21 protein-coding genes are annotated in these 26,747 nt (G+C 40.0%); 1 reads left to right on the top strand and 20 read right to left on the bottom strand.

The window, feature by feature from the left end; all coding sequences use genetic code 11:
* Window positions 1-93: 93 nt before the first annotated feature.
* From adhE to purD, 12 genes are all read right to left on the bottom strand, one after another.
* Window positions 94-2,736: a bifunctional acetaldehyde-CoA/alcohol dehydrogenase gene (adhE, locus tag B6D67_RS00350; protein ID WP_011285347.1), complete on the bottom strand. Its 2,643-nt coding sequence runs from the start codon at window positions 2,734-2,736 to the stop codon at window positions 94-96.
* Between the two features lie 308 nt (window positions 2,737-3,044).
* Window positions 3,045-4,820, bottom strand: a complete 1,776-nt coding sequence (locus tag B6D67_RS00345; protein ID WP_010921782.1) for an acyltransferase family protein — start codon at window positions 4,818-4,820, stop codon at window positions 3,045-3,047.
* Window positions 4,817-5,218, bottom strand: coding sequence for an MORN repeat-containing protein (locus B6D67_RS00340; protein ID WP_010921781.1), 402 nt, complete (start codon window positions 5,216-5,218; stop codon window positions 4,817-4,819). Before B6D67_RS00340 ends, B6D67_RS00345 begins: the two co-directional genes overlap by 4 nt.
* 22 nt (window positions 5,219-5,240) lie before the next feature.
* Window positions 5,241-5,678: a low molecular weight protein-tyrosine-phosphatase gene (locus B6D67_RS00335; protein WP_002994668.1), complete on the bottom strand. Its 438-nt coding sequence runs from the start codon at window positions 5,676-5,678 to the stop codon at window positions 5,241-5,243.
* Between the two features lie 137 nt (window positions 5,679-5,815).
* The gene (gene ruvB / locus B6D67_RS00330) at window positions 5,816-6,814 is read right to left on the bottom strand and encodes a Holliday junction branch migration DNA helicase RuvB (protein WP_002986679.1); all 999 of its coding nucleotides are present in this window, start codon (window positions 6,812-6,814) and stop codon (window positions 5,816-5,818) included.
* A gap of 46 nt (window positions 6,815-6,860) precedes the next feature.
* A complete protein-coding gene (locus B6D67_RS10600) occupies window positions 6,861-6,956 on the bottom strand; it encodes a quorum-sensing system DWW-type pheromone (RefSeq protein ID WP_198462994.1) in 96 nt (31 codons plus the stop codon).
* A gap of 83 nt (window positions 6,957-7,039) precedes the next feature.
* Entirely contained in the window at window positions 7,040-7,951 is a 912-nt protein-coding gene (rgg4, locus tag B6D67_RS00325; protein ID WP_029714263.1) for a transcriptional regulator Rgg4/ComR, read from the bottom strand.
* Window positions 7,952-8,082: 131 nt separating this feature from the next.
* Window positions 8,083-9,375 carry an adenylosuccinate lyase gene (gene purB, locus B6D67_RS00320; RefSeq protein ID WP_010921780.1) on the bottom strand — a complete coding sequence of 431 codons (1,293 nt, stop codon included), beginning with the start codon at window positions 9,373-9,375 and terminating at the stop codon, window positions 8,083-8,085.
* A gap of 17 nt (window positions 9,376-9,392) precedes the next feature.
* Window positions 9,393-11,036: an AIPR family protein gene (locus B6D67_RS00315; protein WP_010921779.1), complete on the bottom strand. Its 1,644-nt coding sequence runs from the start codon at window positions 11,034-11,036 to the stop codon at window positions 9,393-9,395.
* A gap of 26 nt (window positions 11,037-11,062) precedes the next feature.
* The gene (purK, locus tag B6D67_RS00310) at window positions 11,063-12,136 is read right to left on the bottom strand and encodes a 5-(carboxyamino)imidazole ribonucleotide synthase (protein WP_029714261.1); all 1,074 of its coding nucleotides are present in this window, start codon (window positions 12,134-12,136) and stop codon (window positions 11,063-11,065) included.
* A complete protein-coding gene (gene purE, locus B6D67_RS00305; protein ID WP_002987716.1) occupies window positions 12,123-12,614 on the bottom strand; it encodes a 5-(carboxyamino)imidazole ribonucleotide mutase in 492 nt (163 codons plus the stop codon). Before purE ends, purK begins: the two co-directional genes overlap by 14 nt.
* A gap of 277 nt (window positions 12,615-12,891) precedes the next feature.
* Window positions 12,892-14,157, bottom strand: a complete 1,266-nt coding sequence (gene purD / locus B6D67_RS00300) for a phosphoribosylamine--glycine ligase (protein WP_010921777.1) — start codon at window positions 14,155-14,157, stop codon at window positions 12,892-12,894.
* A gap of 252 nt (window positions 14,158-14,409) precedes the next feature.
* Here purD and scrM point away from each other — a divergent pair, with 252 nt between their 5' ends.
* Window positions 14,410-15,534: a peptidoglycan hydrolase ScrM gene (gene scrM, locus B6D67_RS00295; protein ID WP_010921776.1), complete on the top strand. Its 1,125-nt coding sequence runs from the start codon at window positions 14,410-14,412 to the stop codon at window positions 15,532-15,534.
* Window positions 15,535-15,591: 57 nt separating this feature from the next.
* On the opposite strand, the gene purH is transcribed toward scrM, so the two are convergent.
* From purH to plsX, 8 genes are all read right to left on the bottom strand, one after another.
* Window positions 15,592-17,139, bottom strand: a complete 1,548-nt coding sequence (purH, locus tag B6D67_RS00290; RefSeq protein ID WP_011285343.1) for a bifunctional phosphoribosylaminoimidazolecarboxamide formyltransferase/IMP cyclohydrolase — start codon at window positions 17,137-17,139, stop codon at window positions 15,592-15,594.
* 183 nt (window positions 17,140-17,322) lie between these two features.
* Entirely contained in the window at window positions 17,323-17,877 is a 555-nt protein-coding gene (gene purN / locus B6D67_RS00285; protein WP_010921775.1) for a phosphoribosylglycinamide formyltransferase, read from the bottom strand.
* 167 nt (window positions 17,878-18,044) lie between these two features.
* The gene (gene purM / locus B6D67_RS00280; protein ID WP_010921774.1) at window positions 18,045-19,067 is read right to left on the bottom strand and encodes a phosphoribosylformylglycinamidine cyclo-ligase; all 1,023 of its coding nucleotides are present in this window, start codon (window positions 19,065-19,067) and stop codon (window positions 18,045-18,047) included.
* 27 nt (window positions 19,068-19,094) lie between these two features.
* The gene (gene purF, locus B6D67_RS00275) at window positions 19,095-20,549 is read right to left on the bottom strand and encodes an amidophosphoribosyltransferase (protein WP_010921773.1); all 1,455 of its coding nucleotides are present in this window, start codon (window positions 20,547-20,549) and stop codon (window positions 19,095-19,097) included.
* Window positions 20,550-20,709: 160 nt separating this feature from the next.
* The gene (locus B6D67_RS00270) at window positions 20,710-24,435 is read right to left on the bottom strand and encodes a phosphoribosylformylglycinamidine synthase (RefSeq protein WP_015055883.1); all 3,726 of its coding nucleotides are present in this window, start codon (window positions 24,433-24,435) and stop codon (window positions 20,710-20,712) included.
* Between the two features lie 123 nt (window positions 24,436-24,558).
* Window positions 24,559-25,263 carry a phosphoribosylaminoimidazolesuccinocarboxamide synthase gene (gene purC / locus B6D67_RS00265; RefSeq protein WP_015055882.1) on the bottom strand — a complete coding sequence of 235 codons (705 nt, stop codon included), beginning with the start codon at window positions 25,261-25,263 and terminating at the stop codon, window positions 24,559-24,561.
* A gap of 150 nt (window positions 25,264-25,413) precedes the next feature.
* The gene (locus B6D67_RS00260) at window positions 25,414-25,656 is read right to left on the bottom strand and encodes a phosphopantetheine-binding protein (protein ID WP_010921770.1); all 243 of its coding nucleotides are present in this window, start codon (window positions 25,654-25,656) and stop codon (window positions 25,414-25,416) included.
* Window positions 25,649-26,656 carry a phosphate acyltransferase PlsX gene (plsX, locus tag B6D67_RS00255; protein ID WP_002987696.1) on the bottom strand — a complete coding sequence of 336 codons (1,008 nt, stop codon included), beginning with the start codon at window positions 26,654-26,656 and terminating at the stop codon, window positions 25,649-25,651. Before plsX ends, B6D67_RS00260 begins: the two co-directional genes overlap by 8 nt.
* Window positions 26,657-26,747 lie beyond the last annotated feature (91 nt).

Raw genomic sequence — 26,747 nt, 5'->3', positions numbered from 1 at the left:
CTGACACTGGATATAAATGATATATTTAGAAAATAAAATGATTTCTTATGACTTTAATCATAAGAAATCATTTCCTGGTATCAACATTAAAAATCACTTACGTCGTCCTGGACGTTCAGCATAACCATAGTAAGCATCTTCAATAATTTCTTGCATGTGATCAACCATTGGAAGACGTGGGTTAGCAGGTGAACATTGGTCTTCATAAGCAAGGTAAGCCAATTCACGAGAATGTTCTTTCCATTCGTTTTCGTCGATACCTTGAGCTTTGAAGTTCATTTGAATACCAACTCGGCAACCCAGATCATAAACAGCTTTCGCATAAGATTCCACTGCTTCTTCTGGTGTAGAAGCTGGAAGCCCTAACAATTTCGCAATGTCTTGGTATTTTTCATCCGCACGGTAGTAATTATACTTAGGCCATGTCGCCGTTTTAGCTGGACGAGTCCCATTATAGCGGATAACATACGGCAAAAGAATTGCATTTGTACGTCCGTGTACGGTATGGAATTGTGCGCCAATTTTATGCGCCATTGAGTGAGAAATACCTAAGAATGCATTGGCGAAAGCCATACCTGCCATAGTTGACGCATTATGCATCTTTTCACGTGCTTCAAAATCGGCTGTTTTAACTGATTTTTCAAGATTATCAAAAACAATTTTAATGGCTTGAAGAGCTAAACCATCCGTAAAGTCATTGGCCATTTGTGACACGTAAGCTTCGGTTGCGTGTGTCAAAACGTCCATACCAGTATCAGCAGCAATAAAGCCTGGAACAGTCAATACCAAAGCTGGGTCAACAATGGCTACAGTTGGTGTTAATGAGTAATCAGCGATTGGATATTTACGATTATTTGCTTTGTCAGAGATAACGGCAAATGGTGTCACCTCTGAACCTGTTCCAGAAGTTGTTGGGATAGCAACAAATTTTGTTTTCTTACCAAGTTCTGGGAATTTGAACGCACGTTTGCGGATATCCATGAATTTTTGAACGAGGTCATGGAAATCAACTTCTGGTTGCTCGTAGAAGAGCCACATAACTTTGGCTGCATCCATAGGGGATCCCCCGCCAAGGGCAATAATGGTGTCTGGTTTGAAGGTACGCATTAATTCAGTACCTTTCATAACAGTTGTAATGTCTGGATCTGGTTCTACTTCAGCAAAGATCTGATAAACAACTTTATTGCGACGAAGATCAAGTTGTTCAATGATACGATCCAAGAAACCAAGCTCAACCATAGCGTGATCTGTAACAATCATGACACGTTCAACGTCACGACATTTTTGCAAATATTGAATTGAATCACGTTCGAAGTATGTTTTTGAAGGAACTTTAAACCATTGCATATTATTTCTACGTCTTCCTACTTTTTTGATGTTCAAGAGATTTATAGCACTAACGTTATCACCAACTGCGTTACGTCCATACGAACCACAACCAAGAGTCAATGATGGTAAGAAAGCATTGTAAACATCCCCGATACCACCAAATGTAGAAGGTGAATTCCAGATGACGCGGATAGCACGGATTCTAGTTCCAAATTCTTTTGCCAATTCTGCATCTGCTGTATGAATGGCAGCTGAGTGACCGAGTCCATTAAATTCAACCATTTGACGAGCTTTTTCAACACCGTCTTCACGTGATTCAGATTTTAAAACAGCAATGACTGGAGATAATTTTTCACGTGTTAAAGGCTCATTTTCTGAAACTTCTTTACATTCTGCAGCAAGAATATTGGTTCCTTCTGGAACAGTAAATCCAGCTTGTTCTGCAATCCAAGTAGCTGGTTTTCCTACAATATTTGGATTTAATTTTGCACCAGCACAGTTTTTGCTATTTGCTTTGGCACCAAAACAGAATTCTTCAAGAAGGGCTTTTTCTTTTTTATTTACAAAATAAGTATGGTAAGATTTGAATTCTGCTACAAAATCGTCATAGATTTCTTTATCGATGATAACAGCTTGTTCAGAGGCACAGACCATACCATTATCAAATGATTTAGACATCACAATATCATGAGCGGCTTGACGGATATTAGCTGATTTTTCAACATAAGCTGGAACGTTACCAGCACCTACCCCAAGGGCAGGTTTCCCACATGAGTATGCCGCTTTAACCATCGCATTTCCACCTGTCGCAAGGATAGTGGCAATGCCGTCATGATTCATCAAAGCATTTGTTGCTTCAAGTGATGGTGTTTCAACCCACTGCACACAATTTTCAGGAGCACCAGCGGCAATAGCAGCATCACGAACAATACGAGCGGCATGTGCTGATGATTCTTGTGCTGATGGGTGAAAGGCAAAAATAATTGGATTACGTGTTTTTAACGAAATCAAAGATTTAAAGATAGCTGTTGAAGTTGGGTTAGTTGTTGGTGTAATCCCACAGATAACACCCACCGGCTCAGCAATTAATGTCAAACCTGTCACATCATCTTCTTCAATAATTCCTACTGTTTTTTGATGGCGCATGTTATTAACCACATGCTCACAAGCAAATAGATTTTTTGTTGCTTTATCTTCAAAGACACCGCGACCTGTTTCTTCATAAGCATGTTTAGCAAGTTCACCGTGAGCATCCAAAGCAGCAACAGAAGCTTTGGCTACGATATAATCAACTTGTTCTTGGTCAAGCTTACGCATCTCTTCAAGAGCAGCTAAACCTTTTTGAACAAGAGCATCAATTGTCACAGAAACAGAGGTTGTTTCAACAGTATTATGTCCTTCAGTCATTTGAGACTCCTTTATATTGTTAAAAGTTTCACAATTTTGTTTACAAAATTATTATAGCACTTTTTGAAATTTTGTAAATCATTTCACAATAAATTTGTGAAGTTTTTTTCAAATTATTTCTGAAATCCTATGGTATCAATATTCTTCATTAACTTTTTTTCAGAAATATATCTAAAAAAAGCCGTTTTATTTCTGAAACCGCTTTCTTTTAAAAACCTCAAAGTACTACTATTTTACCATCATCATTTGTTCACAAGAAAAAGCCAGAGCACAATGGATCTGACTTATCTCTTAGACATTTTTTAACTTTATTTAGCTGGTTTTTTAGCTGACTTCTCAACAGCAGTCTGGATTGTGGAGACATATAGTTCTGCTCCTTGACTATCTTCACTATAATGAACACCATCACTGCCATACCAAATATCTGGATGTTCAACAGCAACTTTATACCAGTCTGCAATAGTGACATACTTGTATTTTTTGGACAATTTAAGACCATAGTCTCTAGCTTCTGCAACCTGACTGGCATTTTTGGCATTATATGGAGAAACCAAAACTAAACGATGACCTTTTGGCAATGCCTCAATAAAAGACTGAACTGCTTGAGAATAGTTGTCAAGCGAGTTAACACCTACTGCTAAGACAACAGTCTTAGATAGACTCTTAGATTTAATTTGGTTATTAAATAAATCGAAAGCTTCTTTAAAATTCCGACTGACCGCTGCATCCAGTTGCGCTTGTGGCATAATTTGTGAGAATGCTGCACTAGAGCGTAATGCTACAGAATCACCAATAATACCTACGTCACTCAAAGCATTAGCGTCTCCTGCAGCTAGTGTATGTGTCCGCTCCATATTACTTTGAGCCTGTTGTAGGGAACTGACCAACAATTGTTTCTCAAACTTACCAACTTTAGGCGCTATCATACAAGTTCCTAAAGTTAATAATGCTAAGGCGAGAGACCCTCCTACAATCCACTTATAGTAAGGAGAACAGTCAATTTCTAAACCAAGCAGGTTTGGTTTTCTCCCTTGGACCAAAGGTTCCACAATATAGTAAGACACAGTGGCAAACAAGATTGAAAAGAAAACTGTTAGAATAACTGCCAAAATATGAGACATTAATTGGCTAAAAATAATGTAAAATGGCCAATGGAAGAGGTAAATCCCATAGCTAATATCAGCTATATAAGTGATAGCTTTAGGCTCTTGTACATCTGGTGTTTGCTCATGAAGAACACGCGCTGCATAAATCATAATTGATGCGAATAAGCTAGCCAAAGCAAAGCCAAATAGATAGGTCGTGATATGGTTAAAATCCAATGTGACCGTTAGCACAAGCAAAAGTGTAAATGCTCCAATCATAGCAGCAAGGACATACTGGCGCGGCCATAAACGTACATTTTTTTGAAATCGAACAGTAGTCTCGTTAATACCTGTTATCGTGGCAAACATCGCCCCTAAAAAGAAGGGAAAACTGTGAGAAAGACTCGAAAAATAAATCAGGGAAAAATTTGAGGTCATAAAAGATCTTATAAACATGCTCAAGAAACTAATAGCAAATATTCCCAAAGAAATCAAAAACAGTAGTCCTCTCAGTTGTTTCTGAGTCTCCTTGCGTCTAGCTAATAACCAAACAAATACACCCCAAAACAAGTAAAAATGAACTTCAATAGCTAAGCTCCACGTATGAACAAAGAGATGTGGAATAAATTGGCTTTCATAACTACTTCCCGTCAATATTTCATAAATATTAGTGGTAAATCCTAAAACAGCTGTAATCTGACTTCCTATATTAGCAATGAAATCCTTCTTAATTAAAAACGTAAAAGGAATGGTCAATAAAATCATTAACACCAAAGGAGGAACAATTCGATAAAAGCGTCTTTTTAAAAAACCGATAATATCGATAGACTCTTTTTTTGTGTATTCATCAATCAAGAGGGCTGTGATTAGATATCCTGAAAAGGTGAAGAAAATGTCAACACCAATAAAACCTCCTGGAAATACATTTTTAAAAAAGTGGTAGAGTAAAACCAGTAAAAGTCCTGTTACCCTAACAAACGAAAACCATTTTATTCTCATTTTTGAAATATCCCCTGTTTAAAAATCCCTTTATAGACTTTATTATTCTTTGCTTTTAACACACCTTTGCCATTTGCTTGTCCTTTATGAAACTCCCCGTTATATAACCAGCCCGTCTTAGCAGTAAAAGTTCCTTTTCCTTCAAATAGGCCATCCTTAAAAGTACCCTCATAGATATCACCGTTGGGGTAGACAAGCTTCCCTTCTCCATTCATTTTATGGTTAATCACGTAACCAGTATAGTGCATACGCCCTTTATCATAGGTCAAACTTGTCTTATTCGAAATTCTTACGCTAAAAACAGAAATTGCACAAACCAATATGACAATCACCGAGACAATTTCCAACTTCGCCCGTGTAATACTCCATTTTTTTACTATATCTTGCATATCTATCATTTCTTTTACTCAACTTCTAATATCAATACTCTTTACTCATTAAACGAGAAAGCCAATCCTGGCATCCTTTTCTAACTAATTGGTAGGTTTCTTCAAAATCGTTAGTGTACCAAGGATCAGGAACACCCCCTTCTCTAAACAGGTAGATTTTAGAGTCCCATTGATGTTGCGACATCTCTTTGAGATTTTTCACATTATCGCTATCCATACCAATAATATAGTCAAAGGTGTTAAAATCAGTTATAGTTATCTGCTTGGAGCATTTAGTTATATCATAATTAATTTGGTAAGTTTTTAATATGGACTGTGTACCTGAGTGAATAGGGTTTCCATGCTCCCAATCAGAAGTAGCACGACTTTCTATCATCATAACATCACTTGATACTATTGACTTCATTACAAACTCAGCCATGGGGCTTCGACAAATATTACCCAGACAGACAAAACATACTTTTTTCATTAAATACTCCTTTGAATTATTATATCAAATTTCTAACTGATATCGGAGAAATCAATCTAATAATTTTCTGTCAACTTATCAAAAAATCCGAACACAAAAAGCAGGTTCAGATTAATTTTCTTAGATTTGAAAAATCATTAAGTGTTTTGATAGGGATAGCCAAGATGACGATAAGCCTTTTGCGTCGCTACACGACCTGTTCGTGTTCGCATGAGAAAGCCTTTTTGAATTAAGTAGGGTTCATACATCTCTTCAACTGTATTACGCTCCTCGGCAATATTCACAGATAATGTCCCCAAACCAACTGGCCCTCCCTGATACATCTCAATCATCGTTCGTAAAATTTTCTGATCAATGTAATCGAGACCTTCGCGGTCAACATCTAACATAGTCAAAGCTCTATCAGTTATTTGAGCCGTTATGATGCCATCACCAATAATTTGAGCATAGTCACGCACTCGTTTTAGTAATCGATTAGCAATGCGGGGCGTTCCTCTACTGCGACAAGCTAATTTCCGTGCAGCTTCATGGTCTATTTTTATTTCAAAAATAGTAGCTGTACGCTCCACAATCTCTGTCAAATCCTTTTCTTGATAGTATTCCATGTGACCAGTGATACCAAAACGAGCTCTGAGGGGATTAGATAACATGCCTGCACGTGTAGTAGCACCAATCAATGTAAATGGAGGCAGATCCAAATGAATACTACGACTAGTATCTCCAGCGCCAATCATAATATCAATATAGAAGTCTTCCATAGCACTATATAGTACTTCCTCGACAGACATTGGCATGCGGTGAATTTCATCAATAAACAAAATATCCCCTGGTTCTAATTCATTTAAAATAGCTACCAAATCTCCAGCTTTCTCAACGGCAGGACCTGAAGTTTGCTTTAAATTAACTCCCAATTCATTGGCAATCACAAATGCCATTGTTGTTTTTCCCAGTCCTGGAGGTCCAAATAATAAAACATGGTCTAAAGATTCGTCACGTCTTTTAGCTGCTTCTATAAAAATAGCGAATTGTTCCTTAACTTTATCTTGTCCAATATATTCGTGTAGATATTGAGGGCGAAGAGTCCGATCCGAAAACTCCTCATTTCCCATTACATTATTGTCTAAAATTCTAGCCATAAGACTATTATAACATAAAGTAAAAGAGAGCAGTGGCCTACTTTTATTATAATCGCCACCAGTCAACAGCACTAAGCTCTTGAACTACTTTAAAAGATAGTAGAGCTGCGAATATAAAATAGTACTTATACTTTTTTAACATGGATAAAAACTCCTTAATAATTATTTTTTATATTAGGAATTATATCTTACTATTAAATATTTAAAAATGACATTTTTGTCCTGTTAATAACTTTTAACATCTTTTTCCCACTCTTGAATTAACTTGTTTTCCAAATACTGATCAGCTGTCATTTGGGCGAACAAACATGCCTTCATAAATGATTGTTCTGCTTTTATTATATCTTTTTGTTTGATTAAAAAATATTTCCATTCTATTAGTTTTAAAATAGGCATTCTATTCCAATCTTGAATTTTCGCCATAATTTTTTGACTCATTTCAATCGCTTTTTCTAAATTATCAAGTCGGTTATTTTTTAAGCTTAGTGATGAAATATCAATGATAATCTTATTAACTATAAATAATTCATCTAATTCAAATTGTTCAAATTGTTCTGATAGATTATCTAATAAAGAATCATAAAAAATCTTATCTGAATATTGTCCATCCATTCCCTCAATATCAAGATAAGCTAAATATAATTCTAGAAGTATTAAATCATTTTGCCTAAAGCGTACCTTAGTCTTTATTTGATTAAAATATTCTTGAAGTAAGTCAATGCCAAAGTTAGTATTCTCACTCAATAAAGTATCTAAAGTTGTCTGTAAACAATCAATGATTATTTTCTCTTCCTCTGGTAATTTATCATAATAATCCTCAAAAATTTCATCAAACTGCTCTTCTCGTACTTGTAATTTTCCATCATCCATGTAAGTTGGTGTCCTTAAGATAAGGTATTTTAATTCTTTGTAACGCTTAGGTAGTTCTAAATCAGCACCATCAGTTAAGTAACCGACACTAACGTTTAAGGCTTTTGCAATAAAAATAACCTTACTTAAACTTGGTATGGATTGACCTAGTTCTATCCGTGCTAATTGACGAACAGAAAGTTCAGACTCATCCCCACACAAGTCCTCGCGACTAATCCTCTTTTCAAGTCTTAACACTTTTACTTTTCCACCAAAATGTTCTAACATGGTTTCTCTCCAACAACTGTTTTCTTTATTATATCACAGCGTCTAATTAAAAACTAACCTTTTTAATATTTTTAAAGAAAATATTCGTTTTTTTAAATAAAAAAGAAGGGAATCACCTTCTTTTTTTTATATTAAATCCCTAAACGCTTAAAAATATCATCAACACGTTTTGTGTAATAAATCGGATTAAATAGTTCATCAATTTCTTCTTGTGTAAGACAAGAGGTAACTTTGGTGTCTTCTTCTAAAAGTGGTTTGAAATCCACTTGATTGTCCCAGGAATAAGCTGTCTTAGGTTGAACTAAGTCATAAGCTTCTTCTCGTGTCATTCCTTTTTCAATCAATTTGAGCATAACACGTTGACTATAAATCAAACCAAAAGTTGATTCCATATTGCGCATCATATTTTCCGGGAAGACAGTCAAGTTCTTAACGATATTACCAAAGCGGTTGAGCATGTAGTCAATCAAGATAGTTGTGTCAGGTGTGATGATACGCTCAGCTGATGAGTGCGAAATGTCACGCTCATGCCAAAGTGACACGTTCTCATAAGCTGTCACCATGTGACCACGAATCACGCGCGCTAGCCCTGTCATGTTCTCTGAACCGATTGGGTTGCGTTTGTGAGGCATAGCAGAGCTACCTTTCTGACCTTTGGCAAAGAATTCTTCAACTTCACGTTGTTCTGACTTTTGCAGACCTCGAATCTCTGTCGCCATACGTTCGATAGAAGTTGCAATACTTGCAAGCACTGCAAAATATTCTGCGTGAAGGTCACGTGGAAGAACTTGTGTTGAAATTTCTTGCGGACGAATGCCTAATTTGTCACAGACATATTCTTCCACAAAAGGTGGGATGTTGGCAAAGTTACCAACGGCACCTGAAATCTTACCAGCTTCCACACCTGCGGCAGCATGTTCAAAACGCTCAATATTACGTTTCATCTCGCTGTACCAAGTCGCCAACTTAAGACCGAAAGTCGTTGGCTCGGCGTGAACACCGTGGGTACGACCCATCATGATGGTCATTTTGTGCTCACGCGCCTTGTCTGCCACGATATTGGTGAAATTCTCAAGATCGCGACGGATAATGTCGTTAGCTTGCTTGTAGAGGTAACCATAGGCAGTGTCCACCACGTCAGTCGAGGTCAAACCGTAGTGCACCCACTTGCGCTCCTCACCAAGCGTTTCAGAAACCGCACGCGTGAAAGCCACCACATCGTGACGCGTGTCCTGCTCAATTTCAAGAATGCGGTCAATGTCAAAATCCGCCTTCTCACGAATCTTAGCCACATCCTCCTTAGGAATCTCACCCAACTCAGCCCATGCCTCGTCAGCCAAAATCTCGACCTCCAACCAAGCATGGTATTTATTTTCCTCTGTCCAAATTGCCGCCATCTCAGGGCGTGAATAACGTTCTAGCATTTTTTCCCCTTATCTTATTAAAAAGACATTTTTTCTTTTAATTCTTTAGTACGTTTACCATTTTTAAATATATTAGCTGGATAAGCTTCTGGGTATAACTCTTCCTTCGCTCTTATCAATTCTTCCATTATTAAACAATACTCTTCAGTTAAATTTGGAAAAGTTGTAATATATCCATTCTCGAAATCTAAACTTGGGTTATTTTTTAACTTTTGGAAAATCAAATGAAGAATAAATCTATTTCCATGAATAGACATCAACTTTTTAGATTGATTATTTGGATCTTGTTGATACTCCCCTTCTATGTTTTGTAATTCGCGATACACTTCAACGCAATTCCATAATTTATATGCAGAAGTTCCGGAATTAAAGATTAGCTTATATGGAGGTTTATTAGTATTGTCAAAAATGCTACCATATGCTCTCTTCATCTGTGTAGAAATTGCAACATCATCTAAATAGCAACCTAGAGCCACTGTTGCACTATCCAGATCACAACCTTCATCAGAATTAGGTAGCTCGACACCTTGACGATACACATACTGTTTACCATCAATTGCAAGATCTTTCATCAATCTTTCTTGTTCTTTATCCTGAGCAGCAAAATCTTTATTTTCTATTCTATTTTGAGTATTCGATAACTTAGTTATTTTAGGTCCGATATTATCAATATCTTCTCCTAATACTATTATTTGAACTTGGACTGAAACATTTGTCAAATCAATATCTTCAGAATGGTATGCTTCAAATAAAGAACCCGTTGTTTGCGCTCCATTAATTATACTTGCTCCAATCAATTTTAAATTGATATAATCCGTTGTTGAAACACCTTTTAGATTTTTTTCAACTTTTTCAGAAATTATTTTTATTCCGTTATTAACATCCGTATTTTGCTTAAAGTTCCGAATATTCTTTTCAAATATTCGATCTCCATATTGCTCTTTCCAGTTAACTATATCAGTAGCAGATAACCATCCATAATAGACTTTATAACTGTCATTGTATAATGTAGGTCTGCCCCAATTATGAACGACAACGTCCTCGAAATCTATTTTAGGAGCCACTCCTTGATTAGCCATATGATCATAAACATCATTAAGTTTTATATGTCTGTATGTTACTACATCATCACTACCATCAGAATTTACACCCTGCAAAAAATCATCTATTACTTCTTGACTATTTGAAGATATATTTTGATTAGAGGAAGTACAAACTATAATTTCTATTCGATAATTAAAATCTGATAAAGCTTTTTCTATTTCTTTTTGCTTTGCTACTATGAGATCATTAAAATTTGAAAAATCTGAAGTGGTGATTTTTTTAACCCCTTTAATAAATTTTAATGTATCACCTTCAGAAATGCTTCCGTTTGCTTCATTGCTAAATTTAGTTTGAATAAAATATAAAATTTTTTTATTTTTATCGTTATAGATGGCATCTATGCCATTATCAGCAAATCCATCCGTAACTGACTTAGTTGCTTCATCTACATTTTCTGCTCCAAGTAGAAAAGTTGAATAAGCTGAGTAAGCCCTACTATACCACATTTTTTTATACTCTTCAGAGTCCTCATCAACTTTGATATTACCCATATAGATAATACTACTAAACAGTTCTGTCAATTTACTTTTTATTCTATTTATTTGAATATTTGCCATAAAATAAACATCTCCTAATTAACTCTTTAAAACTCCTTCACCTCATCCGCATCTTTTGCAAACACCGTCACATGTCCCATTTTGCGGTTATGTTTCGCTTCTAGTTTACCATACATGTGGAGGTGGGCGCTAGGGTTTTTGGCAACATAGTCAGTTGCCTGCTGGACATGTTGTCCTAGGACATTGAGCATGACGGCTGGGGCGTGGAGCTGAATCTGAGGAAGTGGTGCGCCCAACACACCCAAGATGTGGGTGTCAAACTGTGAAAAGTCGCAGGCTTCGATAGAATAGTGCCCTGAGTTGTGGGGGCGTGGGGCAATTTCATTGACAATGATATCATCTGCGGTCGTAAACATTTCCACACAGAGAGTTCCTGACAGCTGGAGTTTCTTGGCAATCTGCACCGCCGTTTTCTTAGCCTTATCAGCCAGTTGATCTGAGATGCGAGCTGGTACGATGGTTTTTGACAGGATATTGTTGCGGTGGATATTTTCCTGAACGGGAAAGACCGTCACATCCTTGCCATTTCCAGACACGATGACTGAGATTTCAAGGTCAAAGTTGACAAACTCTTCCAAGACACACTGAGCTGAGTTAGCTAATTGCTGCGCCTCTGGCAAATCTTCTGCTGAGCGGATAATCTTTTGCCCATGACCGTCATAACCACCTGTCTCTGTCTTGAGGACATAGGTCTTGGTCAAATCAAGCCCCCCTAGGTCAAGGCTAGACGTCACCACCTTATAGGGAGCGACTGTCACACCAGCCTTATTTGCCAGAAAGTCTTTTTCAACGATACGGTTTTGGGAAATGCGGAGCAGATCGGTCCCCTGCGGTAGCTGACAAGCTGACACAACGGCATCCAAACCGTCCGCATCAACATTCTCAAACTCATAAGTCAACACATCGCAACGCGCAGCCAATTGTCCCAAAGCCTCAACATCATCGTAAGGCGCCACAATTACCTCGCTAACGCGGGAGGCAGGGCTGTCGCTAGCAGGATCCAGCGTGATGACCTTGTGACCCATATAGATAGCCGCAATGGCCATCATCTGCCCCAGCTGACCACCACCGATAATCCCAATGGTCTTAAATGAGTTCACCACTTGACTCCTCTGCGATTTTTCCTTGTTCCTCATGGAAATGAGCTAGCGCATCAGCCAGATTTTGGTCCTCGATAGAGAGGATACGGAGGGCTGTCAGGGCAGCGTTAGTCGCTCCCGCTTCTCCGATAGCCATGGTTGCCACAGGCACACCGCCAGGCATCTGCACAATGGAATATAGCGAATCCAAACCTGAAAGGGCACGTGATTTGACAGGCACACCGATAACAGGCAGCGTTGTTTTAGCTGCCACCATACCAGGCAAGTGAGCTGCCCCACCTGCTCCTGCGATGATGATTTTGATGCCACGACCACGTGCTTCCTCAGCATGCTTGAACATGAGGTCTGGCGTACGGTGGGCAGAGACGACTTTCTTCTCGTAAGCAATGCCAAAGTTGTCTAGAACTTCAGCCGTTTTTTGCATGGTTGCCCAGTCAGATTTGGAGCCCATGATAATAGAAATAATTGGAGTTTTCATAATTAAGATACAAAGGGGCGTTTCGACTTGTCGAAACTTTCCGTAGAAAAATATGAGGTAAGTCCGAAATCTTTGATTTCGAAGACGAACCCACGTCAGGGCGACTAGGTGCTTTAGCATCAGACGCCTACGACGCAGAAAACTAACGATGACGCTTGCGTCCAGGTAGTTTTATTTTTTTCCTAGGAAATTAGTCCCGTGTTCAGTTCCTTTCTTCTTTCTTTTTGGAGCGACCTTCGGTCGCTGATTGCTGACGCTAATATTTGAATGGTTAGTCTTATTCTCTTATAGCTTTGCTTCCGATATCATTTCGGTAGAAGAGACCTGTTGTGTCTTGTTGGGCCAGTTGGGTATAGATTTTGTCCTGCCCTGCTTTGACGCTGTCTTCTGTGGTGACGAGCATATAGACACGTCCTCCGTTTGAGAGAAGTAGCTCGCTATTTTCCGAAAACTTAACTCCTGCGTAGTAGGTGATGATATCGCCGTCGGTCTTTTCAGGCAGTGGCACACCTTTCTCATAATCGAATGGATAGCCTTCTGAGGCAACGACAACACCCAAAGTCACACCGTCCTTCTGCCAAGTGATGTAAGGCTCAATGCCCATCATGATATCGTCAATATTCTGAGCGAAATCAGAAGTCAGGCGAGGGAGGATAATCTGAGTTTCAGGGTCACCGAAACGTGAGTTGAACTCGATAACCTTAGGTCCATCAGCTGTCAGGATAAGCCCCACATAGAGGACACCTAGATAAGGACGCCCTTCGGCAACCATGCCCTCAAGGACAGGCCTAACGATCATCTCAACCGCTGTGTCTACCACGCTCTGAGGTAGATGAGGAACTGGCGCATAGGCACCCATACCACCAGTGTTTGGCCCCTTGTCTCCGTCAAAGGCACGCTTGTGATCCTGAGCTGTCGGCATGATGTAGAACTTATCGCCATTAGCAAAGGCAAAGAGGGAAAACTCCTCGCCATCCAAGAATTCCTCGATAACCACACGCGCTCCTGAATCGCCAAACTTATTGTCCAGAAGCATCTCTTGCGCCGCCTCTACCGCCTGCTCAACGGTTTCAGCCACGACCACACCCTTACCTAGCGCCAAGCCATCAGCCTTGACCACGATAGGTGCGCCCTGCTCTTCGATGTAGGCTTTGGCTTTTTCAAAGTCTGAAAATGTGCCATAGGCTGCTGTTGGGACATTGTATTTGACCATGATTTCCTTGGCAAAGTCTTTTGACCACTCTAGCTCCGCTGCTGCCTTTGTTGGACCAAAAGCTCTGAGTCCAGCACTGTTGAAATCATCAACGATACCAGCTGCTAGCGCATCATCAGGACCAATAAAGGCCCAAGAAATCTCATTCTCCTTAGCAAAGGCAATCAACCTGGAATGTTCGGAAACTACTATATTCACCAAGTCCAGACCATCCAAGGTCATACCATCATTACCAGGTGCCACAAAAACCTGATCCACACCCTTAGACGCTAACAACTTCTTAGCAATCGCATGTTCACGACCACCTGAACCAACAACAAGTAATTTCAAAACATCCACCTCTTTCGTATTATAATTAGATATTATATCATAAACGTTCGCTTTTTTACATAATGTATTAGTTATCAATAATTGAAACATTGTAAAAATGTGATAGTAGACCACAATTCTTGAAATAAGGAACACTCTATTAGCCAATCAAACAGTTATTTAATATCAAGTAAAGCCAATTTTCAAAATAATCATCTAAAAATAACATTTTTTGTTTCTTGCTTTCGAATAATAAGTTACAGGAGGTAATTAATGAAAAAATTTCATCGTTTTTTGGTCTCAGGAGTAATCCTTTTAGGTTTTAATGGTCTAGTACCTACTATGCCATCTACACTTATTTCGCAACAGGAAAATCTTGTTCATGCAGCTGTTTTAGGCGATAACTATCCGAGTAAGTGGAAAAAAGGCAATGGAATCGATTCGTGGAACATGTATATCCGCCAATGCACTTCTTTTGCAGCTTTTCGTTTAAGCTCTGCTAATGGTTTTCAGTTACCTAAAGGCTACGGTAATGCCTGCACGTGGGGACATATCGCGAAAAATCAGGGTTATCCTGTGAATAAGACACCAAGCATAGGGGCTATCGCTTGGTTTGATAAAAACGCTTATCAGTCAAATGCTGCTTACGGTCATGTAGCATGGGTAGCTGATATCCGTGGAGACACTGTCACTATCGAAGAGTATAATTACAACGCTGGACAAGGCCCTGAAAGATACCATAAGCGTCAAATTCCAAAATCTCAGGTAAGTGGTTATATCCATTTTAAAGACTTATCATCTCAGACAAGTCATTCCTACCCAAGACAACTAAAACACATTTCTCAAGCTTCATTTGACCCCTCTGGAACTTATCACTTTACAACCAGATTACCAGTCAAAGGACAAACCAGTATCGATAGCCCTGATCTTGCTTACTATGAAGCAGGTCAATCTGTTTATTACGATAAAGTCGTGACTGCTGGAGGTTATACATGGCTTAGCTACCTCAGTTTTTCTGGAAACCGACGCTATATTCCCATTAAAGAGCCCGCACAGTCTGTGGTTCAAAATGACAATACAAAACCTTCCATTAAGGTCGGTGATACTGTTACCTTCCCTGGCGTTTTTCGTGTAGATCAGCTTGTTAATAATTTGATCGTTAATAAAGAATTAGCCGGAGGAGACCCAACTCCACTAAACTGGATTGATCCCACACCATTAGATGAAACAGATAACCAAGGAAAAGTTTTAGGAGATCAAATTCTCCGTGTGGGTGAATATTTTATCGTCACTGGTAGTTATAAAGTATTAAAAATTGATCAACCAAGTAATGGTATTTATGTTCAAATCGGATCTCGTGGAACATGGGTAAATGCTGATAAAGCTAACAAATTATAGTTAACTTATATTTTCTTTTAATAAAAAATGTGGTTTTAATTAGACCACATTTTTTTATTAATGCCTAAAATGTCTCACACCTGTGAAGATCATGGTCAAGCCATGTTTGTTTGCGGCGTCAATAGAGTCTTGGTCACGAACTGAACCACCTGGTTGGATGATTGCTTTGATCCCTGCGGCAGCGATTTCTTCAATGTTGTCCGCAAATGGGAAGAAGGCATCTGATGCTAGAACGGCACCGTCAAGGTGGTCTTTAGCCTGCTCGATAGCAATCTTGACTGAGCCGACACGGTTGGTTTGACCTGCACCGAGTCCAAGCGTCATGTGATCGTTAGTAATAATAATCCCGTTAGACTTAACATACTTGATAGCCTTCCAGGCAAACTCAAGGGCAGTCGCCTCTTGTTCTGTTGGTTGGCGGTCTGTCACCACTTGCCAGTCAGATGGATTTTCAGCCACAACGTCTTGGTTTTGCACCAAAAGTCCACCAACTACGCCAGTGTACTCAGCTTCCACTTCGCTGGCAGCTTGGGCATCAAACGGCAACTCAAGGATTCGCAAGTTTTTCTTTTTATTTGTGAGAATAGCTAGCGCTTCTTCTGAGTATGATGGTGCGATGATGATTTCCAAGAAGATAGGGTGCATCTTCTTGGCTGTCGCTGCGTCAACTTCACGGTTAAGGACAATAATTCCGCCAAAGATTGAAACTGGGTCAGCTTTATAAGTGTAATCCCAAGCAGTCTCAATGTCATCAGCCTGTCCGATACCACATGGGTTCATGTGTTTGAGAGCAACAACAGTTGGACGGTCTTTGAAATCGCGGATAATACGGATTGCCGCATCGGCATCACGGATATTATTGAAAGACAATTCTTTTCCGTTGAGCTGTTTAGCAGAAGCAATTGAGTAGTCTGTTGGCAAGGCTTTTTGATAGAAATCAGCGTCTTGTTGTGGATTTTCTCCGTAACGCATAGCCTGTTTAAGGTCGTAAGTGATGGTTAATTTTTCAGGCTTAGCCTCTCCCACTTGAGTTGTGAAGTACTCAGCAATCAAAGCGTCGTAGGCTGCTGTGTGACGAAAGACCTTAGCTGCCAAGCGTTGACGCGTTTCAAATGTCGTCTGACCAGCGTCAGCCAATTCTCCCAAAACAGTCGCATAATCCGCTGGGTCAACCACAACGGTCACGCTAGCGTGATTTTTAGCGGCTGAGCGAAGCATTGATGGACCGCCGATGTCGATGTTTTCCACCGCCAAATCATAGGTTATGTCTGGACGAAGGATAGTCTCCTTGAAGGGATAGAGGTTGACAACCACGAGGTCAATCAGCTCGATATTGTTGTCCTTAGCAGCCTGAAGGTGGCTGTCAGCGTCGCGACGAGCCAAAAGCCCACCGTGAATGTTTGGGTGGAGGGTCTTAACACGACCGTCCATCATCTCTGGGAATCTAGTCACATCGTCGATGGCAATGGTCTCAACACCAGCATCGTCAAGGGTAACCTTAGTCCCACCAGTTGAGATAATATCCCAACCCAAGTTTTTCAATTCTTTTGCAAAGTCAACAATTCCTGACTTGTCAGACACTGAGATTAAAGCACGTTTAGTCATATTTAAGATACCAAGTCCGACTAGAAGGCCAAGGAAAAATAGGAAACTCGACGAAGACGCTTGCGCCTAGGAGATGTTTATCTTTTTTCTGTGCCTTCCAGACGGGTTCAATTCCTTTCTTTTTGGAACGTTAATTCTTCTTTACTATCTTTCCTAACTTTACCTAAAATTTTAAGATAAAGGCTAGATTACTTTCCTCTCCACTCCCAAGCTATCTAAGACAGCTGGGTAGAGTTGATATTCGGTTTCATGGATACGGGTTTCAAAGCTTTCTAGGCTATCGTCTGCTAGGCGTGGCACGCGCACTTGTTGGATGACCTGACCGGTATCCACACCAGAGTCAACCCAGTGGATGGTCACGCCAGACTGGTCAACACCAGCTTCCCAAGCATCCTCGATACCGTGGGCACCTGGAAATTCAGGCAGGTAGGCTGGGTGAATATTGATAATACGCCTCTCATAGGCCAAGAGTAAGGTTTCTCCAACAATCTTCATATAGCCTGCCAGACAGACTAAGTCAATCTCGTGTTTGTCCAACAAATCAACGATGGCTTGCTCGTAAGCCACCTTATTCTCAAACTCCTTGAGTTCAAAAGCGAAGCTTGGAATGGCTAAATTCTGAGCACGCTCTAAAACATAGGCATCACGATGATCTGAAAAGACAAAACTAACTGGAAACTGCTCTGCTATGACCTGAAAGTTGGAACCATTACCAGAAGCAAAAACAGCGATTTTCATATTCGATACAAAGGGATGATTCGGCTTGCCGAAAAATTTCGTAGAAAAATAGGAAAACGAACAACGACGCTTGCGTCTAAGTCATTTTATCTTTTTTCCTAGAAATTTAATCCCGTGTTCAGTTAGGCAAACTAACTAAACACTCCTTTCTTATAAAATTTAGTGACTTATTTAATCACCACACTAGCGTCTGCTTTCTTGATGATACGACCGATTTCATAAACTGGTTCATCCAAGAGCTCTTTGACGCGGTTAACATTTTCAGGACTAACAGCTAGCATAAGACCGACACCCATATTGAAGATTTCAAACATTTCTTCGTGCTTGATGTCACCATATTTTTCAAGCGCCTTGAAAATCGGAAGCACTGGCACCTTGTCCTCATCGATTTCCGCAGCCAAATCATCCGCAAACATACGAGGAATATTCTCGATAAAGCCACCACCCGTGATGTGGCCGATACCTTTGACTAGTTCTTCCTTGATTAATGGCAGAGCTGCTTTAACATAGATACGAGTTGGCTCAAGGAGGACATCCTTAAGTTGTTTGCCTTCAAGCTCTGGAAGCAGCTCTTTACCAGTATAGTCAGCAAAGACACGACGTACCAAAGAATAACCGTTTGAATGGATACCACTTGAAGCAAGTCCCAAAAGAATATCGCCTTCTTTTACTTTTGAACCGTCGATGATTTGAGATTTTTCAGCCACACCAACAGCAAAGCCTGCAAGGTCATAATCATCTTGACCATACATTCCAGGCATTTCAGCGGTCTCACCTCCAATGAGTGCTGCTCCTGCTTGAACACAACCTTCTGCAACACCAGAAACAACTTCTTCAAGTTTGACTGGGTTATTTTTTCCTGTCGCAATATAATCTAAAAAATATAATGGCTCAGCACCTGCTGCAATAATATCATTGACACACATGGCAACACAGTCTTGACCGATTGTGTCGTGCTTGTCGTACTTGATAGCAAGCATAAGTTTTGTTCCGACACCGTCAGTCCCTGAAACCAAGACAGGCTCTTTAACTCCTGTTTTACTCAAGTCAAACATCCCACCAAAGCCACCTAGAGCTCCCATGACTCCCGCACGTTCTGTACGAGCAACGTGTTTTTTTATTCTTTCAACCACTTCATAACCAGCTTCAACATCAACACCAGATTTTGCATAAGCATTTTTTTCAGACATGTTTTCTCCTTATATAATTAGCAGAGCTTATTTCACTTTTTGAATATAAAAACTTGTTTTCTCTTCTAAACTTCTGAGGTATTCTTCTTCATAATCATAAAGCGGTGTTGGATAATGCCCATCAAAGTAAGCTACGCATAAACCACCATTTGGTGCTTTTGTTTCGAGTCCAATTGATTCAATCAACCCATCCAGTGAGAGATAGGTCAGACTATCTGCGCCAATAATATCACACACTTCATCAACAGAGTGATTGGCTGAAATCAACTCACGACGAGTCTGAATATCAATACCATAAAAACAAGGATACTTTAATTCTGGACTAGCTATAGCAACATGTACTTCACTAGCTCCTGCTTCTCTTAATAATCCGACAATCCTTCTAGAAGTCGTTCCTCTTACAATTGAGTCATCAATCATAACAACGCGCTTTCCTTTGACAACACCGGATACCGCTGATAGTTTCATTCGAACACCTTGTTCCCTTAATTCTTGTGTCGGTTGAATAAAGGTTCGCTGCGTATACTGATTTTTTACAAGACCCATCTCATTTGGTAATCCGGATTCTTCAGCAAAGCCCATAGCAGCCGATAAGGACGAATTTGGGACACCAATTACAATATCAGCATCCTGTTTAAATTCTTGTGCAAGACGCTTTCCCATATTTTTTCGAGCCGTATGAACATTAACACCATGTATAGTTGAATCCGGCCTTGCAAAATAGACATATTCCATCGAACAAATTGCCAGTTGCGTTTCATCAGTATAACGATCACATTGAATACCACGATCGTCTATAAGAATAACTTCGCCAGGTTCAACATCTCTAACCCATTTTGCGCCTACCACCTCAAAAGCACAGGTCTCACTGGAAATAACCCAGGCACCATTTTGCATTTGTCCAATTGACAAAGGACGAAAGGCATTAGGGTCAAGAGCAGCAATGAGTTTATTTTCTGTCATCAGTAGATAGGCAAAGCCACCCTTTACTGTATTTAGAGCTTCTTTTACCTTTCCCATGAAACTTGAGTTATGGCTTCGACGAATCAAGTGCATCAAAATTTCAGTATCTGAGGAGGCATTGAAAATTGCACCTTGCTTTTCTAATTCTTTCCTTAAGGAAATAGCATTTGTCAAATTACCATTATGGCATAAAGCAAATTGCCCGTCATGAAATTTATAAAGAAAAGGCTGAATATTGCGAATATCTGCAGAACCTGCAGTAGCATACCGAACATGTCCAATAGCCGCATTCCCAGTTAAATTATCTAATTCAGATTGATTCTTAAAAACTTCAGAAAGGAGCCCAACATTTCGATAACCATAGAGTTTCCCATTGTCATTTGAAACAATACCAGCTCCTTCTTGACCGCGATGTTGAAGGCTATGAAGCCCAAAGTAAGTGACTTGAGCTGCCTGAGGATGTCCCCAGATACCAAAGACTCCACATTCTTCATTTAGAGATTTTACTTCGTATGTCATTTTTACCTCGATACAAAGGCTGTCAAGTAAAGCGAAAATAGAAAGTTTTTCGCACAACTTATCGCCCGTGTTTACTATTTCTCAAAAATTAAGCGAGATTCTTTCTAACCTCGCCCTTCACTAATTCAAGGCGAGGGCTAAAAAGGTTCACTGAACCTTTTTACTTCCCTGTAAAGTATTTTACAGCACTTGCAAAGAGGATTTGGTCTTTGTTACCAGGGATATTTTGGAAGAGTCCGTCTTCCCAGCGTTCTGAGTGTCCCATCTTACCGATGATTTGACCATTCTTGCTGGTAATCCCTTCGATGGCATTGACAGAGCCGTTTGGATTGTATTTAGAATCCATAGATGGTTGTCCGTCAAAGTCCACATATTGGCTCCAGATTTGACCATTGTCTCTTAGCTCTGCAAATTCAGAAGCGCTGACAACAAGTTTACCTTCACCATGTGAAACTGGAATGGCATGAATATCGCCGACCTCAACTCCTGCCAACCAAGGTGAGTTGGTATTTGCGATACGAGTCTCAACCATCTTGGCAACATGCTGATTAGCATCATTATAGAAGAGAGTTGGACTTGTCTCACCAGCTTCCTCGAAGTTTCCGTATGGAAGAAGACCTGATTTAACAAGGGCTTGGAAACCATTACAGATACCGATGATAAGGCCACCTTTTTCGATGAAGCTGTCAATAGCTGCGCGGACCTTCTCGTTAAGCAAGATATTGACGATAAACTTAGCAGACCCATCTGGTTCATCCGCTGCTGAGAAACCTCCAGCAAAGAAGATGATATTTGCCTTAGCAATATTAGCAACCATAGTGTCAACTGACTCAGCAATAGCAACCTCATTCAAGGTTACAAATGGTACCAAGTTGACACTAGCTCCAACCTGTTCAAAGGCCTTAGCTGAATCGTATTCTGAGTTGGTACCAGGGAAGACTGGAATGTAAACCACTGGTTTTTCAATTGTTTCCTTAGCCTTGATAACAGTATCTGATACCACAGCAGGAACTTCTTCAAGAACATCTGTCTGCTCAAATTCTGTTGGGTAAACCTCTTCCAATTTGCCTTCGAAGGCTGCTAGAAGGCTAGCGCCAGCAAGGTCATTTCCATTGACAGTGACTGTAAAGTCTGCCTGAGTTTGACCGATTTTCACCGCGTCAGCAATTTCCTCAGCTGATGTAAAGACAAAACCTCCGAGTTGAGCTGTCAAGCTGCTGTCAAGCTCTGCAATTTCAACAGAAGCACCGATACGGTTACCAAAAGTCATGAGAGCAAGACTTTCTAGGACACCACCGTATTTAGCGGCTGAGGCAGCTGTAATCTTATGTTGAGCTTGAATAGCTTCAAACTGGCTAAAGTTATCCTTGATAAGGTCAAAATCAATATCTTCTGAAATAGCTTGACCTGGGATATAGTAAATGTTTTCGCCAGCCGCTTTAAACTCAGGAGAGAGAACCTTGCGGCTGTCCGCTGTTGTCACGCCGAAAGCTACCAAGGTTGGTGGTACTGTCAAGTCTTCGAAAGTACCAGACATAGAGTCCTTACCGCCGATTGATGGCAAACCAAGTTGAATCTGAGCCTCAATAGAACCAAGAAGAGCTGATACTGGCTGACCAAAACGCTCTGCCTGTTTATCCATACGCTCAAAGTACTCTTGGTAAGAGAAACGTGCACGAGACCAGTCAGCACCCGTTGCTACCAAGCGAGCTGTCGCTTCAATGACAGCATAGGCAGCACCGTGATAAGGTGACCACTCTGCAATATAAGGATTGTAACCTTGAGCCATAACAGATGCAGTTGTTGTCACACCATGTTGAACTGGCAATTTTTGAACAGAACTTTCTGTCGGTGTGATTTGGTAACGACCACCGATTGGGTGGTTAACGGTTGAACGACCAACAGATGAGTCAAAGATAGTTTGAAGACCTTTTTGACTAGCGTGGTTGAGGTCAGACAAGACCTTAAGCGTATCTGCTTCAAGTGTCTCTGCTGATGTTGTGCGTGCTTCTGGAACTGTCAAGTCCTTGTCAACGACTTTAGCATCAACAACGACACGGACACCATTGGTATCAAGGAAACGGCGTTCCAAATCAACGATGATTTCGCCATTCCAAGTCATGACAAGATTTGGTTTTTCAGTAACGGTCGCAACAACGACTGCATCGATATTTTCCTTGTTGCAGGCTGCGATGAAGGCATCCACATCATTTGGACGAACAACGACTGACATACGCTCTTGAGATTCTGAGATTGCAATTTCAGTACCATTAAGACCTTGGTATTTAAGAGGCACCTTGTCCAAATCGATTTCAAGACCGTCAGCCAATTCACCGATGGCAACACAGACACCACCTGCACCGAAGTCATTTGATTTCTTAATAAGACGAGTGACATTGCCATCACGGAAAAGACGTTGAATCTTACGTTCTTCAATGGCATTCCCTTTTTGTACCTCTGCGCCAGCTGTTTCCACAGATTCAACCGTTTGAACCTTAGATGAACCTGTCGCACCACCGACACCATCACGACCTGTTTTACCACCGAGCAAGATGACCACATCGCCTGCTTCTGGTTTTTCACGAACCACATTTTCCTTAGGTGCAGCACCAACCACAGCTCCAAGCTCCATACGTTTGGCTACGAAGCCAGGGTGGAAGTACTCGCGCACATAAGTTGTCGCAAGCCCAATTTGGTTACCATATGAAGAATAGCCGTGCGCCGCAGTTTTAGAAATAACTTGTTGTGGCAATTTACCAGCACGTGTTTCCGCAATCGGAGTCGTGATATCGCCTGCGCCTGAAATACGCATAGCCTGATAAACGTATGAACGTCCTGACAATGGGTCACGAATAGCACCACCGATACAAGTCGCCGCTCCACCGAATGGCTCAATTTCTGTTGGGTGATTGTGAGTCTCGTTCTTAAACATGAGGAGCCAAGGCTCTTTCACACCATCAACATCTACTTCAATCTCAACTGAGCAGGCATTGATTTCATCTGAGACTTCCATATCGTCCAGACGACCGTTGGCACGCTCATAACGACCAAAAATAGTCGCCATATCCATAAGTGTTTGTGGCTTTTCAGAACGACCAAGCTCATCACGCATGGCGATATATTTGTCATAAGTTGTCTGCAATTGTTTTTGGAATTTAGAAGCTGAAAAATCAATGTTCTTCAATTCAGTTTCAAAGGTTGTGTGACGGCAGTGGTCTGACCAGTAAGTATCCAAAACTTTCAACTCAGTCTCAGTTGGCACACATCCGATTGATTTGAAATAATTTTGGATGAAGAGAAGGTCATCGACCTCCATAGCCAAGCCCTGCTCTGCCTTATAAGTCGCAAAATCGTCAGCTTGATAAGTTTCAAAGAAATCAAGATTAGGGATCGTCTTATCAGATACAGAGAAAGCCTGCTCTTCAAGCGGCAAAGTAATGTCCTTGAAACGCGAATCAACAGGGTTCAAAAGATAGTTCTTAACGGCTTCAAGCTCTGCTTCTGTAATATCCTTATTGACCAAGTATAGCTGGGCTGTATTGACCTTAACCTGACTGTCACTTCCAAATAATAGCAAAGCTTCTTGCGAACTAGCAGCACGTTGGTCAAATTGACCAGGAAGCGCCTCAATGGCAAAGAAGGCAACCTTATCAAGCTCCGCAGTGATTTCAGTTTCCGTCAAAAGACAGTCTGTCACCTGCTCAGAGAAAATATGCTTCTCAGCACGCGCCAGCAAATCCTCAGCCAAATTGAAGACATCATAGACCTGCACAATACGCAAAGCCTTCAAAGAGGTCAGTTGTAGATTATGCGTCAACTCTTTCACAAGACTAGCCGATTTAATACCAAAGTCAGCCTTTTTCTCAACAAAAATACGTTTATTCATATAAGATACCAAGTCCGACAAGGGAGCGACTGGAAAATAGGAGGACATCTGAAATTGAGATTTCAGTAAGTTCCATCTTTTTTTCGGAGTTTCCCGAACGGATTCAATTCCTTCCTCTTCTAGTTACAATGCTATCAACTTCTCAAGTACAACTTGATAGACATCCGTCAGGTTGCCAAGGTCTCTTCTAAAAACATCCTTGTCCATATGGTTACCATTCTTATCCCATAGGCGACAGTTATCAGGCGAAAATTCATCTGCTAAGATAATTGTACCTTCTTGATCAAATCCGAACTCCAACTTGAAGTCAATCAAGTTAAGCCCAATCTGAGCAAACCAACCTTTCAAGAGTTCATTAATACGGCGAGTCTCTCCTTTCAGATAAGCAATCTCCTCATCATTAACAATACCCAAAAACTTCACATGCTCATCATTGATAAAAGGATCATCCAGATCATCATTTTTGTAGTAAAATTCCACAATTGGCGTTTCAAGAACATGTCCTTCTTCCACTCCAAAACGTTTTGAAAATGAGCCTGCTGTCACATTCCGTAACACCACCTCAAGTGGAATAATATCAACTTTTTTATTCAATTGTTCGTTTTTTGAAATTTGCTCAATATAATGTGTCACCACACCAGCCTTATTTAATTTCTCAAAAATAAGAGATGAAATCTGATTATTTAGTGCTCCCTTGCCATCAATAGTCTCCTTACGAGCTCCATTCAACATAGTAGCTTGGTCTTTATAGACCGTTCTAATCACATTTTCATCTTTTGTACTATAAATATCTTTCGCTTTTCCTTTATAAATAAGCTGGTTAGTCACTTGATTATTCGCCTTTCTTTCTGTTTTCATTTAAGAGTAACATACTCTATAAAAATATTCAAGATATTATTTACGTTTATAAGTTTTTTTAAAAAAAGGTTCGTTTTTAAAGAATAATAAAAAGAGCTTACGCTCTTTTTATTATTCTAACTAAGTCAAACGCTGAACTAAATAATCTAAAATGTCTCTCATAAATACCATATCCTCAACATCTTCATCAGGAATAGCAATATGAAATTCATCTTCAACATTAATAATAAATTCAACTAGTTCAATAGAGTCAACCGCTAAATCATTTTTTAAATGTGTTTGTTCTGTAATAGCTACACTCAAATAGCTTCTTTGCTTCTGAATTAAGTTAATCAGCCTTTCAAAAATCTCCTGTCTAGTCATTTACTTGAGTCTCCTTAGCAAATTCTTCTACTAATTGTCCGACCACGTTAGTGTCTAGCATCGTACGTACTTGTTTTATCGTTGAAAAAATAGCTTTTACATCACTAGAACCATGAGACTTTACAACAGGTGCCTTTAAACCAAATAAAACTGCACCTCCAGCACTAGAGTAGTCAAGAGTCTTCTTCATCTCGTAAAGACTACTTTTAAGTAGACTAGCTCCAATTTTAGTCTTAATACCGCCGCTATTAATTATCTGTTTCAGTTGCCCCATAATGCTAATAGCTGTTCCTTCTATTGATTTCAACACTGCGTTTCCCGTGAAACCATCTGATACAATAACATCTGCAACACCTGACATAAGTTCTCGCGCCTCGACATTACCAACAAAAGATATTGTATTATCTGCTGTTAAAAGTTCATAAGTGGCCTTACGAAGGGGATCTCCTTTTGTTTCTTCTGTACCATTGTTTAATAGACCAACACGTGGATTAGCAATCCCACGTACATTCTTAGCATAGAAAGAGCCTAAAATAGCATATTGATGTAAATGTTTTGCCGTATTTTCAGCATTAGCTCCAAGATCCAACATATCAAATCCTAATCCGGTTACTGTGGGAATAGTTGATAATAATCCTGGACGATCAACTCCCTTGATACGCCCCACAACAAACAAACCTACAGCTAAAAGAGCACCTGTATTCCCTGCTGAAATAATGGCATCTGCTTTTCCTTCTTTCACTGCCTTAGCTGCTAAAACCATTGAAGCCTTCTTTTTACGGCGAACAGCTTTTGCAGGTTCATCATCTGACATAATTTTTTCATCTGTATGAATAATAGCAACACGATCTGATTGAATAAGATAGGAGTTAATCTTTGTCTGATCACCGTAAAGTTGAATTTCGATATCTGAAAATGCTTCTATTGCTTGATTAACACCCTCAACAATAGCTTTAGGAGCGTTATCTCCACCCATAGCATCTATTGCAATTCTCTTCATTTCCACTCCTTTAATTATATCTTGTGTTCTTACACAATCTATTAATAATATTTTTATTATAGCATATTCTGAAACCAATTCCCATAAACGA

Origin of the sequence: Streptococcus pyogenes (assembly GCF_002055535.1) — a bacterium.
Classification (GTDB): domain Bacteria; phylum Bacillota; class Bacilli; order Lactobacillales; family Streptococcaceae; genus Streptococcus; species Streptococcus pyogenes.
Note: the sequence above shows the minus strand (reverse complement) of the source record. Positions and strands in the feature narration are given on the sequence as shown.

What these genes read in the sequence shown, in the direction of transcription:
- B6D67_RS10600 (WP_198462994.1), bottom strand. Translation starts at nt 6,956, where the DNA reads ATGTTAAAAAAGTATAAGTACTATTTTATATTCGCAGCTCTACTATCT.
- plsX (WP_002987696.1), bottom strand. Translation starts at nt 26,656, where the DNA reads ATGAAGAGAATTGCAATAGATGCTATGGGTGGAGATAACGCTCCTAAA.
- scrM (WP_010921776.1), top strand. Translation starts at nt 14,410, where the DNA reads ATGAAAAAATTTCATCGTTTTTTGGTCTCAGGAGTAATCCTTTTAGGT.
- B6D67_RS00335 (WP_002994668.1), bottom strand. Translation starts at nt 5,678, where the DNA reads ATGAAAAAAGTATGTTTTGTCTGTCTGGGTAATATTTGTCGAAGCCCC.
- B6D67_RS00340 (WP_010921781.1), bottom strand. Translation starts at nt 5,218, where the DNA reads ATGATAGATATGCAAGATATAGTAAAAAAATGGAGTATTACACGGGCG.
- B6D67_RS00315 (WP_010921779.1), bottom strand. Translation starts at nt 11,036, where the DNA reads ATGGCAAATATTCAAATAAATAGAATAAAAAGTAAATTGACAGAACTG.
- purH (WP_011285343.1), bottom strand. Translation starts at nt 17,139, where the DNA reads ATGACTAAACGTGCTTTAATCTCAGTGTCTGACAAGTCAGGAATTGTT.
- adhE (WP_011285347.1), bottom strand. Translation starts at nt 2,736, where the DNA reads ATGACTGAAGGACATAATACTGTTGAAACAACCTCTGTTTCTGTGACA.
- rgg4 (WP_029714263.1), bottom strand. Translation starts at nt 7,951, where the DNA reads ATGTTAGAACATTTTGGTGGAAAAGTAAAAGTGTTAAGACTTGAAAAG.
- B6D67_RS00260 (WP_010921770.1), bottom strand. Translation starts at nt 25,656, where the DNA reads ATGACTAGACAGGAGATTTTTGAAAGGCTGATTAACTTAATTCAGAAG.
- purF (WP_010921773.1), bottom strand. Translation starts at nt 20,549, where the DNA reads ATGACATACGAAGTAAAATCTCTAAATGAAGAATGTGGAGTCTTTGGT.
- purB (WP_010921780.1), bottom strand. Translation starts at nt 9,375, where the DNA reads ATGCTAGAACGTTATTCACGCCCTGAGATGGCGGCAATTTGGACAGAG.
- purM (WP_010921774.1), bottom strand. Translation starts at nt 19,067, where the DNA reads ATGTCTGAAAAAAATGCTTATGCAAAATCTGGTGTTGATGTTGAAGCT.
- B6D67_RS00345 (WP_010921782.1), bottom strand. Translation starts at nt 4,820, where the DNA reads ATGAGAATAAAATGGTTTTCGTTTGTTAGGGTAACAGGACTTTTACTG.
- purN (WP_010921775.1), bottom strand. Translation starts at nt 17,877, where the DNA reads ATGAAAATCGCTGTTTTTGCTTCTGGTAATGGTTCCAACTTTCAGGTC.
- purE (WP_002987716.1), bottom strand. Translation starts at nt 12,614, where the DNA reads ATGAAAACTCCAATTATTTCTATTATCATGGGCTCCAAATCTGACTGG.
- ruvB (WP_002986679.1), bottom strand. Translation starts at nt 6,814, where the DNA reads ATGGCTAGAATTTTAGACAATAATGTAATGGGAAATGAGGAGTTTTCG.
- B6D67_RS00270 (WP_015055883.1), bottom strand. Translation starts at nt 24,435, where the DNA reads ATGAATAAACGTATTTTTGTTGAGAAAAAGGCTGACTTTGGTATTAAA.